The organism is Undibacterium cyanobacteriorum (assembly GCF_031326225.1).
Classification (GTDB): domain Bacteria; phylum Pseudomonadota; class Gammaproteobacteria; order Burkholderiales; family Burkholderiaceae_D; genus Undibacterium; species Undibacterium cyanobacteriorum.
In genome coordinates, this window is sequence record NZ_CP133720.1 from 3,288,084 (window position 1) to 3,302,995 (window position 14,912).

Annotated in this window: 10 protein-coding genes and 1 tRNA gene; 6 read left to right on the forward strand and 5 right to left on the reverse strand. The window is 49.5% G+C overall.

Annotated elements, in window-relative coordinates; translation table 11 throughout:
* Window positions 1–171 precede the first annotated feature (171 nt).
* The 3 genes from mutL to RF679_RS13845 all read left to right on the forward strand — a co-directional run bounded on the left by mutL (window position 172) and on the right by RF679_RS13845 (window position 3,253).
* Window positions 172–2,103, forward strand: a complete 1,932-nt coding sequence (gene mutL / locus RF679_RS13835) for a DNA mismatch repair endonuclease MutL (RefSeq protein WP_309481222.1) — start codon at window positions 172–174, stop codon at window positions 2,101–2,103.
* A 2-nt stretch (window positions 2,104–2,105) separates the two neighbouring features.
* Window positions 2,106–3,044, forward strand: coding sequence for a tRNA (adenosine(37)-N6)-dimethylallyltransferase MiaA (gene miaA, locus RF679_RS13840; RefSeq protein WP_309481223.1), 939 nt, complete (start codon window positions 2,106–2,108; stop codon window positions 3,042–3,044).
* 132 nt (window positions 3,045–3,176) lie between these two features.
* Window positions 3,177–3,253, forward strand: a tRNA-Met gene (locus RF679_RS13845).
* Between the two features lie 1,050 nt (window positions 3,254–4,303).
* Here RF679_RS13845 and RF679_RS13850 read toward each other — a convergent pair.
* On the reverse strand, window positions 4,304–5,365 hold the full coding sequence (locus RF679_RS13850) for an MBL fold metallo-hydrolase (RefSeq protein ID WP_309481224.1): 1,062 nt from the start codon (window positions 5,363–5,365) through the stop codon (window positions 4,304–4,306).
* 271 nt (window positions 5,366–5,636) lie between these two features.
* On the opposite strand from RF679_RS13850, the gene RF679_RS13855 reads away from it, so the two are divergent.
* A complete protein-coding gene (locus RF679_RS13855) occupies window positions 5,637–6,272 on the forward strand; it encodes a TetR/AcrR family transcriptional regulator (RefSeq protein WP_309481225.1) in 636 nt (211 codons plus the stop codon).
* Between the two features lie 153 nt (window positions 6,273–6,425).
* A complete protein-coding gene (locus tag RF679_RS13860; protein ID WP_309481226.1) occupies window positions 6,426–7,367 on the forward strand; it encodes a hypothetical protein in 942 nt (313 codons plus the stop codon).
* Between the two features lie 646 nt (window positions 7,368–8,013).
* Here RF679_RS13860 and RF679_RS13865 read toward each other — a convergent pair.
* The 3 genes from RF679_RS13865 to RF679_RS13875 all read right to left on the reverse strand — a co-directional run bounded on the left by RF679_RS13865 (window position 8,014) and on the right by RF679_RS13875 (window position 10,817).
* Window positions 8,014–8,286 (reverse strand): hypothetical protein, encoded by a 273-nt coding sequence (locus RF679_RS13865; RefSeq protein WP_309481227.1) that lies wholly within the window; start codon window positions 8,284–8,286, stop codon window positions 8,014–8,016.
* A 297-nt stretch (window positions 8,287–8,583) separates the two neighbouring features.
* Window positions 8,584–9,276 (reverse strand): response regulator, encoded by a 693-nt coding sequence (locus RF679_RS13870; RefSeq protein WP_309481228.1) that lies wholly within the window; start codon window positions 9,274–9,276, stop codon window positions 8,584–8,586.
* A gap of 65 nt (window positions 9,277–9,341) precedes the next feature.
* Window positions 9,342–10,817 carry an ATP-binding protein gene (locus tag RF679_RS13875; RefSeq protein ID WP_309481229.1) on the reverse strand — a complete coding sequence of 492 codons (1,476 nt, stop codon included), beginning with the start codon at window positions 10,815–10,817 and terminating at the stop codon, window positions 9,342–9,344.
* A 283-nt stretch (window positions 10,818–11,100) separates the two neighbouring features.
* On the opposite strand from RF679_RS13875, the gene RF679_RS13880 reads away from it, so the two are divergent.
* Window positions 11,101–12,477 (forward strand): cytochrome-c peroxidase, encoded by a 1,377-nt coding sequence (locus RF679_RS13880; RefSeq protein WP_309481230.1) that lies wholly within the window; start codon window positions 11,101–11,103, stop codon window positions 12,475–12,477.
* Window positions 12,478–12,631: 154 nt separating this feature from the next.
* Here the strand turns inward: RF679_RS13880 and RF679_RS13885 are convergent, their stop codons facing one another.
* Window positions 12,632–14,560 (reverse strand): glucokinase, encoded by a 1,929-nt coding sequence (locus RF679_RS13885; RefSeq protein WP_309481231.1) that lies wholly within the window; start codon window positions 14,558–14,560, stop codon window positions 12,632–12,634.
* Window positions 14,561–14,912 lie beyond the last annotated feature (352 nt).

Consider the following 14,912-nt stretch of genomic DNA (forward strand, 5'->3'; position numbering starts at 1 on the left):
AGCGTCTGTTTTTGGAATGCATACATTCGCGCGCTTTCGAAAAATTGCGCCAGCTAGGCGTGGCAACGAAGACAGTACAACTGTACGGCGAGCTGCCAACAACAACGCTGGCGTCTGTTTTTCGAAAGTGCGCGACATCATACACCAAGACTTCACAGGTATAATCCCAGCATGAACGCAAATACTGAAAATCTCACTCCCGTGCGCCCTATCCAAGCACTTCCCGATCATTTGATCTCGCAAATCGCAGCAGGTGAAGTGGTTGAACGCCCGTCGGCCGTAGTAAAAGAACTACTCGAAAATGCATTAGATGCAGGCGCCAGTTCGGTGACGATTAAGCTCGATGAAGGCGGCGTCAAGCGCATTGCAATTATTGACAATGGTCGAGGCATTCCGGCTGATCAGTTACCACTCGCAGTACAACGCCATGCGACATCGAAGATTGCCTCCTTAGAAGAATTAGAAAACGTCGCAACTTTGGGTTTCCGCGGTGAAGCGCTGGCTTCGATTGCTTCGGTCGCGATTTTGACGCTGACGACCAAGACAGCGGATGCACCACATGCATGGCAAATCGAGAATGGCAAAATCACGCCGGCTTCTGGCGGACAAGGAACCACGGTCGATGTGCAGGATTTGTACTACAACACGCCTGCCCGCCGTAAATTCTTGAAATCGGAACAGACTGAATTTGGCCATTGCGCCGAGGTTGTGCGCCGCATCGCTTTGGCGCGTCCTGATGTCAGTTTTTCGCTGTCACACAATGGCAAGATGGTCGACCATTGGAATGTCAGCGGCTTCGACAAACGCAGTGCCAGCATTCTGGGTGATTCGTTTTCGAGTGCCCGCTTGCCGATTGACGAAAGTGCGGGTCCCTTACGTTTGCACGGTTTCATCGGTTTGCCGACGGCGTCCAAAGGACGAGCCGACGCACAGTATTTCTACGTCAATGGCCGCTTCGTGCGCGACAAATTATTGACCCATGCGGTACGTGCCGCTTATCAAGATGTCTTGCATGGTGACCGCTATCCCTCGTATGTGATCGCACTCGATCTCGATCCTGCTTTGGTTGACGTCAACGTCCATCCATCCAAAATCGAAGTACGATTCCGTGATAGTCGCTCGGTGCATCAATTTGTGTTCCATGCGATCAATCGCGCCTTAGCGCAAACTTCCGCCACCTCTTTTGGTACCGTGCCCGGCCCTGCGACAGCCTTGATTGCCGATAGCGATCTCAACGCCAATGGTGGTGGTCTGAATACCGGTAATCGTGGACGTCTGCCATGGATAGGCGGCGAGCAAACCAGTTTCTCATCGCAGTTCGCCACACCAGTCACTGGCACCAGCCTCGATTATCGCGCCAACAACGGTATTGATTACAGCTTCATGCAGCAACATGCCCAAGCGGCGGGTGTTGGTCAATCAACTGAAGCCTATGGTGCTTTCTTCGGTGGCGGTGACAACAACATTGCTGGAGCAAATCAAACTGCAGGCGTTCGCGCCAGCGAACTCCCGACTGACGATCACCCGCTCGGCTTCGCCTTGGCACAGCTGCATGGCATCTATGTGTTAGCGCAGAACAGTAAAGGCTTGGTGTTGGTCGACATGCACGCTGCACATGAACGGATTCTGTACGAGCAATTAAAAAATGCGCTCGACGAAAACAATATGCCGGTGCAAGCCTTATTGATCCCTGTCACCTTCCATGCCGATGCAGTCGAAGTTGGCACGGTCGAAGAGAACCAAGACATCTTTACTTCCTTGGGTTTTGATATTAGCGCGATCTCCCCCACGACTCTGGCCGTACGTTCCGTACCAGCTTTATTGAGAAACGCTGATGCGCAATCCTTGGCCCGCGATGTGATCCGCGACGTCCGCGAATTTGGCGGCTCACGGGTCTTGATTGATCGACGCAATGAATTGCTCGGCACTTTGGCTTGCCATACGGCGGTACGCGCCAATCGCAGTTTAACCATCGTCGAGATGAATGCTTTGCTGAGACAAATGGAAAGCACGGAACGTTCTGATCAATGCAATCACGGCCGGCCAACTTGGGTGCAGCTTGGTTTAAATGATCTCGACAAATTATTCATGCGTGGTCAGTAATCATGCAGAATCCGTCACCCGTCATCGCCATCATGGGCCCGACCGCCTCGGGTAAAACCGCAGCGGCACTGGCGATAGCACGCGAGGTCCCGGCTGAAATCATTTCTGTCGACTCCGCCTTGGTGTATCGCGACATGAATATCGGTACGGCCAAACCGAATGCAGAAGAGTTAGCAGCAGCGCCGCACCATCTGATCGATATCATTGATCCGAGTGAATCGTATTCGGTCGCACAGTTTCTGAATGATAGTGCTCGACTAGTCAAAGAAATTCGTGCGCGTGGTCGCTTACCGATTATGGTGGGCGGCACCATGATGTACTACAAAGCTTTAATGAACGGCATCGACGACCTGCCGCCTGCCGACGCTGCGATTCGTGCACAACTCGATGCCGACATGGCACAGATCGGCGCACCAGGCTTGCATGCACGCCTTGCCGAAGTCGATCCTGAGACCGCGGCTCGGCTTCAACCTAACGATAGTCAACGCATCCAACGCGCGCTTGAAGTTTTTATGTTGACCGGCAAACCCATGTCAAGCTTGATCGCCCAACAGCCACGCAGCGCGATGCCGTTCGAGATGCTCTCGCTGTCGCTAGAACCAAGCGATCGCGCCGTGTTACATGAACGCATCGCGCGTCGTTTCGATCTCATGCTCGAACAAGGCTTCCTCGATGAAGTCACTCAATTGAAGCAACGCCCGGAACTGCATGCAGAACTCCCCTCAATCCGTTGCGTAGGCTATCGCCAAGCTTGGGATTATCTCGACGGCAGCATCAACTACGAAGAAATGCGCGAACGCGGCATCATCGCCACGCGACAACTGGCCAAACGTCAACTGACTTGGTTGCGCTCTATCCCCGAACGCAAAGTCATCGATTGCAATTCGAGTCGTGCCACACAAGAGGTGGTCGAATTAGCACTAAAAAGCACGCAAGCGTAAATTCCGCCCGGCCAAACCGAATCAAACTAAGCGAAGTTAAGCGAACTTAAGCACACAGACCAGTTTTTCCATTCCCAGAACAGATCAACGCTTGACGCTTTTAAAGTTCGCTGGCATAATCTTGGGCTTCTTGGTGATATAGCTCAGTTGGTTAGAGCACAGCACTCATAATGCTGGGGTCGGTGGTTCAAGTCCACCTATCACCACCAGAACACAAAGCCCTGTTAGCGATAACAGGGCTTTTTTGTTTTCGGGTTGGAGCTGTGCGGGAAGTATTACCAAGGTGCGAAAGAATCGGACGACATCAAGTTAACGGGAGTCGAATCTAAACCGAAATGGATACTCCATCTTGCAAGGTTTTCCACCACAAACGGCCGATTTAAATTTGATATCTTGCGCAAATCGCAGTGCAAGGTTAGAAATGTGTTCGTTCGGAGTCGCCAACAAACTTGTTTCGACAACACTCCCCGAAGAATCGACCGTTACGAAAAAAATTAATTCACCGCTGATCAATTCCTTCTTTGCAAGCAACACAGATATTAGACATAGCCGCATCAGTTCACTGAAAGGTTGCAACCCATCGATAGGATACGGTGGTTCATCACCTTGTGCGATTTGTTCCCATTGACTATGCAATACTGCTCGATCTTTCGCAGATAATCCTTCGTAACTTTGCTGCGGATTGATTGCCTCGGTTTGAATTGATAGGCGACCTATAACCGTTACAATCGGCTTCGATTCTGACGCTGAGTCTCCTGATACTGATTGTGCTTTGGCCTGCTGAAAGCATAGACATAAACCTACCAAAAATAGGCCGCAACTTTGACGAGTGAATCTACTTAACATAACGATCGCCTAGATAGCGTGAGGTATACGAGCTTGCTTAAACCGACTTAAGCTTCTTAACTCGCATAATCGGAGTCAAAAATATGATAATTTCATAAATGGCAATTTGCCATACCTTGGATTCCGGTGTCAAATTCACAGACTGAATTAATTAACGCAAGCAATCACATTCATTAATTGAAGAACGTCGAAGGCGCTGCGACCTTGTTCTGGTGCTTTCGTTGGTAAAAATATGTTGCAGGTCAAATAAGGCCATCTGAAAACATCGAAATAATGCGTCATAAATAATGCCCCCACCAGACAAAACAAAGCCCTGTTAGCGATAACAGGGCTTTTTTGTTTTTGATCATTTGGTGTGCGAGATTGGGGCATTAGCCAACCTCGCACTCCAACCGAATCTATCCCACCTCATCTCAACCTGCCAACACTTTCGCACGAGTTGGACAATAACCCCGCTTGACTGGTGCGGCGAGTGGTGTCCGCCACCATGCTTGGCCGCGTTGTGCTTCCGATAGATCAACCGGCTCGCCCATCATCGGTGTACTGATGCGGACTTTGGCGGTGTCGGCCAAGGCGATGATGCGCTCAAACGGTTCGTACCAAGCATGCATAGCTAAATCAAAGGTGCCATTGTGGATGGGTAGCATGGTCTTCCCTTGCAGATCGAGATGGGCTTGTAGGCTTTCTTCTGGCTGCATGTGGACATCGGGCCATTGTTCGTTATAGGCACCGGTTTCTATCAGCGTTAAATCAAAGGGGCCGAAGCGTTTGCCAATTTCTTTAAAGCCAGCGAAGTAGCCGGAGTCTCCGCTGAAGAAGACGCGTAAGTCTTGCGCTAAGATGGTCCATGAGGCCCACAAGGTCTTATTGCGATCATTCAAGCCACGCCCCGAGAAATGCTGTGCCGGTGTCGCTATCAGTTCTACACCAGCCACTTGTGTACTCTGCCACCACGTCAATTGTTGAATCTTATTGGCGGAAATGCCCCACTTAATGAGTCGATCACCGACACCACTCGGTGTGATGAAGTGCTCTACTTTCGTATCTAATGCAAGCACTGCGGCGTAATCCAAATGATCGTAATGATCGTGCGAGAGAATCACCGCTTTGATCGGGGGCAGTTGTTCAATACTGATCGGCGGCGCATGGAAACGACGCGGGCCCATCCATTGGAAAGGTGAAGCGCGCTCTGAAAAGACTGGGTCCAGCAAGAAAAATGCACCATGAAGTTTCAGCAGCAAACTCGAATGCCCCAAACGATACAGCGTGTTATCCGGTGCAGTGAGTAAGTCTTCACGAGACAAGTCCATCACGGGAATGCTGCCACTTGGAACGGTGTTCTTTGGCTTATTAAAAAAGAAGTCCCATATAATCTTCAAACCTTTGCCGAAACCAGGCTCACGCAAAGCGCGTTGATTATCAAATTTGCCTGATGCGGATTGTTTCTGCTCCAACTCATGTTTTACCTTGTCCATCGATTCACCTTCTCTCAGTTCTCGTTTTACCGCGACCACCTGTCGGAGTTCCCGCTCCCTCATCTTTTCAGCTAATGAGCACAATGGTCTGCATATTGGTTCACCTGCAAATCATTACAAGTACCTTCCACATCGCCGTGATTTTTTGAGGCCGAGGAAATAAGTACACTACACAGTGTAGTTTTAAATCAAAATAAAGTAAACTACTTAGTGTAAAATTCAATCGAATTGCCCTATCAAACAAAAACAGATGCAAAAAAAGCAGCGAACTATGAACGCGCCACTTCGCCAAACCGACCGCAAACGCCTTGCCATTTTGCAAGCAGCTATTTTGGAGTTTCGAAACTCTGGTTTTGAAGCGACTAGCATGGACAAGATCGCCGCGACTGCGGAAGTCTCGAAGCGCACCGTATATAACCATTTCCCCAGCAAAGAAGAGCTCTTTGCTGCCATCCTGCTTCATCTATGGGAAACGGCGACCGCAGAAAATGAATTCAAGTACGAAGCCAAACGCGCTTTGAAACCGCAGTTGTTTGATTTCTTAAACAAGAAAATGCAAATGATCTGCAAGCCGGATTTCATTGACCTTGTGCGTGTCGCGGTCGCCGCAACCATTCATACCCCTGATCGTGCCCGCGATATGGTTGAGCGACTCAAGAATCAAGAGGATGGCATTGTGGCGTGGATCAAAGCGGCGCAAGAAGACGGTCGCCTCAAAGCGGGCGATTCGCACTTGATGGGTGAAATGCTACAAGGGCAACTCAAGTCCCTAGCGTTTTGGCCTCAGGTCGCGATGGGCCAAAGCGTGCTCGATGAAACACAGCAAAAGCAATTGATCCAAGTCTGTGCTGACATGTTCTTGCACTTCTACGCTGTCGAACACAAAGTCAGCGCAAAGTCAGCTTAAAGTAAGTGCAATAAGCTAATACACCATGAGATCTGGCAAAGAGTAAGCCACAAAGCATCGTCAAATGATACTTGAATCTAGATGTTTGTAGTTTTACGCTACCTCACTATGATTCTCACTTTCACATTCAGTCCGATCTTTTTCGAGGATGCTATGCACTACTTTTCCCGTTATTTCAAACCTACCGCCAGCGTCTTGAGCATAACACTCGCTTGCTTGGGACTCAGTGCATGTCAAACTGTTCAAGATCAACGCATTCCGCTTCCGAATGGTTTCGAGCAAAACGCAGAAGTCATCGCAGTACGCAAACCCATCGCACAATACAAAGATCAACATTTTGAGCAGAACACGCCGCAGTTTCTCGTGCATTCGATGAATATTTCTCGCTCACGTTCACAACGCAGTGAGCAATTCTTTTCGAGCAGCGGTGTCAGTGGCATTCAGTTAAATGGTGCAGATCGTTTTACCCGCTTCTTGTGGAATGAAGTGCTGGGCATGCGTCCAAGCATTCGGCAGCAATATAAACTGAGTAGCGAGCGCGAATACCGTTTCCAAGTAGTTCCAAACGTCACATCAAATCTCACGCCCGAACCCGTCGATGTTCAATGTCAGTTGTATCAACTCAGCGATGTCACATTTATCGAACGTCAAGAACGTGATCGCAAAGGGAACGACAGAAGTTCGACGTCTACCTCCACAGATCGCCTCTATGGTTTTCTTCGCTGCGAGTTAATGCTGGAAAACCAAGTTTGGCAGCTCAGTCTCGATGCCGAAGGCACACAATTACCGACCATACAGCTGGGCCGTCCCATCTCTGAAAGTGCAACGGACTACTACACGGTCGAACACGAAAAGGGAAATCAATTCTTGGTGAATGGTCAATGGCGAGACATGCCTTTTCAGATTGCCAAAACTTCTGGACTGCATTTCTTCAAAGACCAGGCACACATGGCGGCGATGTCCTTCGAGGGGCAAACTCCTAAAGTCTGGCTAGAAAAATCGAATAGCCCCAATACCAAAAAAATTCTTTTCGCCGCCTCATATTCCTTAATGATGTACGACTGGCTCGATCGCGAATGGCGTAATGGGTTCTGAGAAAATACGCATCTAAAATTCGCGCCCAATTGATGCGGCTTGATTTTCGATGGAATAATAAAATGAATCTGCACTGGTCTGTACGACCTGCAGTTGAAGAAAGGCTGAGGTGGTCTGCCGCAAAGGGCTTTAGAAATGGGGAACTAGAAATTTCCGGCCCCGGTGTACCGGCGCCATAACACGTGATCAGATGCAAATTTACTGATGCGACGTGCTGCGTGGGTACACCAATTCAATTTAATGCATTTCAATGCACTTTACACTGAGCACTTCCCGTATCGATCATCGATACGCGCACAGATCATTGAAAACCTGCCTTCTCATGATCTGATGGTACTCGACGCAAAGACCTAGTCTTCCAGATCTATCAATGCACCATGTCTCTCGTGCTGCGCATTACTGCTTACTCTGTATTACCAACTACTTGTTGCGAACTGCTTGTTGCTAACTTCGTTTAGTTCACTTGGTTTTACTTACTACATATTACTTACTACGTATTGCTGACTACCTATTGCAAACTGCTTCTTACTTACGCCAGCATCAACTCAAGTGATTTCCAACTCAAATTTGGGCGGCCATTTTAGCCTCGCATCCCACGTGTTGACTCGTCGCTGATTCACTCGACGAAGACACTCAGTCTAAAAACTTACTCAGCAGCCAAGCGAGCTTTTTCAGCAGCAGTCAAACGTTTAGCGTGAATTTCAACAACTTGCACTGGTGCAGATTGTGTCATTTCCAAATCGTAAGCTTGTTTTTCAGCGTCTGTCATGCGATTTGCTTTTACTGTGACTGTTTGTACTGTGTTGGCATTTGCGCTGACTTCGGTACTTGCAGTGACTGCGACGACACCAACGAAGAGCAAAGAGCTCAAGCATGCAGAAGCAGCAGATACGATAGCAGTTGCGGTAATGGTTTTCATGATGTTCTCCTTAAGATCTATCTAAAATTTCGTCAATTTGTTTCTTCAATTTACGTACCGTTTTCGGTTCGTTTTTTTATCGAAATTGTGTTTCGATGGCTGTACTGTATATAAGCCCCAAGTCAAGTACTAGGCCTATGCGACGAACTGCCAAAAGTCTGGATCAAATGACGGAAAAGACGGATTGAACGGATGGCCCCACTGCGGGACACAAGCCAATTTGTACGAGGAACAGCTTAGAAACGGTCTAAAACCGAAGGCTTAATAGAGCTGCAAAAAGCGCTGCAAAAAAGAGCTTCAATCTTGCGCTAAGGCAAAGCGATAACCAACCCCATAGACGGATTGCAGACGCTCTGCCAAGGAACTTACGGCGTCGAGTTTTTTACGTACATTTTTGATATGTACATCAATTGTTCTATCGCTACTCTCGCGATTATCGTCGAGCGCCAGATCCAATAGTTGCTGACGCGTGTACACACGTCCTGGATGCAAGAAGAGTTCCGCCAAAATGCGATATTCGACTGGGGTCAAATTGAGGAGCTGTCCCTGCACTGTAATACTTCGATGTTCCTGATTGACGACGTAAGGCCAAACTTCTAACGCATCCGCATGACTTGCCAGCTGCATGCGACGCAATTGTGCTTTGACTCGCGCTAAAACTTCGCGTGGGCTAAATGGCTTACAAACATAATCATCGGCACCCGCTTCTAAGCCATCTAATTTATCGTCCTCAGCGATCATGGCTGTCAACATGATGACGGGAACAGCGCTGAAGTTGCGCAGTGCCTGACACAAACAAATGCCATCCATTCCCGGCAACATACGATCCAGTAAGACAAGGTCAAACTTTTGTGTACGCAAGGCTTGAAAGGCCGACGCACCGTCAATGAAATGGGTCGTTTGATAATGATCTGCATGCAGATAATCAAGCAAGACCTTGGCGATCTTTTCGTCGTCTTCTACGATACAAATATGTGCTTGTTGATTCATCGTATCTTCACAGTCCCTAATAATCGAGCAGCGTGCACGCCCTTTTTTTGCTCTCTCTTGTTCTTTTATTGACCTTGCTTACGCTGCTGCGAAGGCAGCAAGAATTCAATTTTCAAGCCGCCTAATGCTGATGCACACGCTTTAATTTCACCGTAATGTGCCTGAATGATCGTTTTACAGATCGCCAAGCCAAGCCCACTTCCACCTTTGGCCCGCGAACGGGCTTGATCTTCACGATATAAACGCTCGAACAGCGCCTCATAATTGCCATCACCAAGTCCTGGCTCACTGTCTTCTACGGTCACTGTAACCAAGCCCGCCTGTTGACGCACACAAAGGCGTAAGCTGCCGCCAGCATTGGTGTAACGCATACTATTTTCAAACAGATTCTCGAGTACCTGAGTTAAGCGTGACGCATCGGCCTCAAGCATTACAGGATGCTCGGGAAGATCGAGTATCAAGCGCAAATCAACCTCACGCAAGCGCGCTTGCATCCGTTCGCTGACCCGCTTCAGCAGATCAATCAAATCGAACTGGGAAAATTGGAAACGCAAACCACCGCTATCAGCCAAAGCGAGCTGGTGCAAATCCTCCACGAGCTTATTCAGATGTTGAATCTCTGCCTCAATCGAACGAATCGCCTCTTGATTCAATGGCCGAACACCATCGATCAAGGCTTCCACTTCGGCTCGCATCACGGTCAGCGGTGTACGTAATTCATGCGACATATCAGCCATGATTTTGCGCCGCTTCGTTTCATTCGCCTCCAAAGCACTGGCCATACGATTAATGTGTTCAGCTAAGCTACCGAGTTCGTCTTGCCTCTCAACTTCAACCCGCGTGTGCAAACGACCCCGTGCAATTTCTTGCGTCACCCGTCGCAAACTCGCGATCGGCTTCACCAAATGCTGGCCTAACCAAATACTGGCAAGTGTGGCCAAAGCCAATAAGACAATCGCAAAAGTAAGTATGTGCCGAATTTGAGTTCCAACAAAATCGGCCGTGGTTTTTTCTAATTGGAATTCTGGGATCGGTGCAAGCATGGTACCAACACGTTGGCCGTCGACTTCAACTGGGGACTGCAAACTTGTATTGGGATTGCGCAAAGGTCCAAATACCGGCTCACCATGTGCATCGAGCAGGCTGAGACGAGGACCAAACTCCATCCCTAACGGAGGGCCCTCTGGCCGCGATGCAGCGCGCCGGTCGCGTGGTGGTGGTCGACCTTCGGGTCGCGCACGTTCCGGAGGCGGCGCGTCACCTAGTTCAGCCTCGCTCTGCATTCCGCGATCAAGCGCTCGATTCAAAATCGGACGTACCACTTGTGGGTTATGCCAGAGGTCGGCGAAGCTACCATGCGCTCGGTAATATCCAGCGAAAGCCTTCGCCACTTTCACCAATTCTTGCTGCTGTTTTTCTTTGAGATAGGTATTAAAACCTGATTGCAAACTACGACTACTCAGCCATGCAAGACCACTCACACTCATCACCAGAATGAGAATGACCGATAGTGAAATCTTTTTCGCAATACTCAGTCGCACCACAATTTTCCTTTTTGATATGTCAGCGAGAGGGTCGCAGCATTGTAGACAAAGAGTATGAAGAAATCATGAAGCTGGCAAACAAAATCGAATCGTCACAACGGCTATTCAAGATTTTTTTCTGCGTACCAATTTCTCTTCACATCTTCATTTTTTCTTCACATTGTTCCCCTAGGCTTTCATCCAAGGCGAAGAAAACCTCATCTTATTAAAGACATACCAGAGCGTTTTTCAAGCAACTTCGTCCATTCTTGACAACTGATTCCATCACGCTGGAGGTCCTATGCATTCCCCTCAATCACCATCGCAAACAGCCTTACCTCCGCAACTGCTGCGCGCTGCAATGGGTGGCGTTTTTTTCTTAGCAAGTTGCATCGCCCAAGCGCAAGCGCCTAGACCTCCTGTTACTTCAACGCCGACGCCTATTCCGACGCCTATACCGTCTCCCGTTGCGAGCAATCCTATTCCACAAACGCCGGTCGCACAGACACGCTTAGAAACAATAGGACAAATGCTGTTTACCGATCGCAACCTCTCTGTGCCAGCGGGTACTGCTTGTGTTAGCTGCCATACCGCCGGTACAGGATTCGCGAGCAACCATGGCTCACGCAACGGCGTTCCTCAAGGCAGTATCGCAGGTCGCTTAGGTCTACGCAATGCGATGAGCAATGCCTACAACAGCTTCGTCCCTAGCTTCTCATTTCAAAGTCGTCCACTCGGCGTGGTGGCTGTCGGCGGGCACTTTTGGGATGGCCGCGCCGACACACTCGCCCAACAAGCTCTAGGTCCTTTCCTCGCCGCAGCTGAGATGAATAATCCGGATGCGGCCGCGGTCGTACAGAAAGTCGCCGCAGCACCGTATGCTTCACTCATGCGCGCGGAGTTTGGGAATACCATCTTCTCGAACCCGAACTTAGCCTTCCAAAAAATTGGCGAAGCGATTGCTGCGTATGAAAACAACCCAGGCTTTCGCTCCTTTACCTCGAAGTATGACGCCTTTGTACAAGGTAAAACGACACTTGCCGCCAACGAATTACGTGGCATGAATTTATTCATGGATACGCGCCGCGCCAACTGCGTTTCCTGCCACAGCATGAAACCTAGTTCGAAAGATCCGAAAGATAATCTGTTCACCAATTTTGCTTTTTTCGCACTGGGAGTTCCACGCAATACAGCGATTCCGCAAAATGTGAATCCCAGTTTCTTTGACCTCGGCATTTGTGGTCCCGCCCGCACCAAACCCGCGCTCACCTCGGTCGTTCCCGCCACCATGAGTATCGAAGATTTTTGTGGCAAATTCCGTATGCCAAGCCTGCGCAATGTCGCGCTACGTGAAGCCTATATGCACAACGGCTTCTTCAAAAATCTGAATGATGTGGTGGCCTTCTACGCTACACGGAACGCCGATCCACGTCGTTGGTATGGCCCTAGCGGCATTGCCAATGATCTGCCTGTCGCCTATCGAAAAAACATTGTGAGCGATCGTGCGCCATTCAATCGCCCTGCCAGCGCAGGTCCTGCGTTCACCGCCGCCGAGGGTGATGATCTGGTCGCCTTCTTACGAACCTTGAGCGATGGCTATACGACGAGCGCCACCCCAAGCGTCGCCGCGACACCAACACCCGCGACCAGTATTACAAGCAATCCATTCGGCAAGTAAAAGGCGTTGAATAAAAACGCACTTCAAGGAGAAAAACGGCGACCTCATTTTGAGGTCGCCGTTGGAACATCCAATCCATTTTAAAGACAACTTCAGTCAAGCAAAGCAGGAGAAAGTTCACTCGCCCCCGCCTCATCCGATGGCGTTCTTTCCTTTATCGGCTGTGTGAGGTCAATTTGGCCAAAGGCGACGCCAAACTCACACCAGGTGCTTGATTGCTGGCAGCCGCCTTACGTGGCACCACACGAGCTTCATCTAATCGCTCGTCGACCTCACCCGGCATGACCCCATTGGCCTGCGGATGACGACGCATAGCGACGCCAACCGCTAACATATCAATCACCAACAAATGGAGGATACGGCTCACCATAGGCAAGTGTGTCGTGACATCCTCAACATGATCAACAATCAATGCGACATCGGCTTTACGCACCAAGGGAGAATGGCTTGCGGCAATCGCAATCACTTTAGCACCACGTTCACGCGCTTTCTCCGCCACTTCAAGCAATTCGGGCAAACGCCCGCTACTGCTGCTGATAACCACCACATCGTCTGGTTTCAAAACACTTGCCGACAACAACTGCAATCGAGAATCGGTGTGTGCCGTACTCGAGATCCCTAGGCGTAGAAATTTAAACTGCGCATCTTGTGCCACCACGCCGTAGTGACCAATCGCATAAAACTCGAGTTTGTTAGCGTGATTGATCAGGTCAATCGCGCGCTCTATCATGTCACGATTGAGTTGATTGCGAACCTGTAAAATCGATGAAGCGGTATTACCCAGAACCTTGGCACCGAGTTCCAGTGCTGAATCGTCATTCGTCACCTGAATGTGTGTCACTGGTACCGTACCCGTCAAACCAGAAGCCAATCGCAATTTAAAGTCAGACAAACCTTCGCAACCGAGGGAGCGACAGAAACGAATCACAGTGGGTTGACTTACATCGGCGGCACGTGCGATCTCGGCAATCGGATCATTCACAACAGCGCGCGGATGCGCTAACACATGTTCTGCGACCCGTAATTCTGCAGGCGACAAATCTGGTCGCACGCGACGAATCTGACTCAGGATAGCTGAACCGGGATCTTGATTTAAGCTACGCAATTGAGCATCAAGAATTGATGAGGCACCGATGAAGGTCGCTTGTTCTGCGGTAATCACGAAGGTTGGAATGGCGGTCACATAGCGACTAAAACGCCCCTTCTCTTCGAAACGCTGACGAAATGGAGATCGGGCAAAATATTCCCCCAAACGCGGCACGATACCACCACCAATATAAATGCCGCCCATTGCGCCCAGGGTCACCGCCAAATTCGCAGCCGCGGTGCCTAACAAAGCGCAGAACACATCCAATGCTTCTTGGCAGTGTCGATCTTGCTGATCGAGCGCGCGTTGAGTAATTTCAGGCGCTTGCAAATCATTTGACGGCACGGCATCCGTATCACATAAGGCGCGATAAATCAGTTCCAAACCAGGACCAGACACGAGGCGTTCAAAGGACACGTGCTCAAAATGCTTCCAGACATAGCGCAGGATCGCGATTTCGCGCTCATTACGTGGCGCAAAACTCGTGTGACCGCCTTCCGATCCAAGAGAAATCCAACCGTCGCCCGCAGGAATCAAGCCGGACACGCCGAGACCACTGCCGGGCCCCAACAAGCCAATCACACTTTGTTTGCGTGCCTCACCACCACCGACCTGATGCACTTGATTCGGACCCAAACGCGGTAAGGCCATCGCCAGCGCGGTGAAGTCATTCACAATCAGCAGCGTGTCAAAGCCCAGCCTTTGACGCATCTCTTCAATCGAAAATTGCCAGTGATAGTTGGTCATACTCACCAGATCACCGTCGACAGGATTGGCGATCGCGACCGCTGCATGCGCAATCGTCACACTCTTTAAGCTATCGAGATACGCGCGAATTGCCGCATAAAAGTCCGGGTAATCTTGGCAGCGCAAAGTCGCGCTGTGTCGAAACTCTCCTTTGGCAACCTCGATCACAAAACGAGCATAGGTACCGCCAATATCAGCCAGCAAACGTGGGCTATCGAATTCCTGAATCACGATCGTTTTGGTATTCACTGAGTTCCTTTCAAGAGCTCACGCACAAAGCTCGCACAAATTATGCATGGCAAAAGTGCATTGTAGTCTGACTAGATCACGGAGCAAACCACCGCCGAGCATTTATCGGAAATTTCATCTCCAATTGAAATTTTACCGCAAAGCAATATCAACCTGTAACTGTACTACAACAATTATCTTACTTAAGCTACATACCCCCTCCTCCACAAAATCGAGCAGTTTACTCAACAACTACACTGTTTTTCCTAGATAAAAGACAAGAAAAGCCTAAGACACCTTGGAAATCCAGCTCCAATAACCATATTTCAAGGAATCAAAGAGGCTGAAACAAAACAAAAAACACTTGAATTGA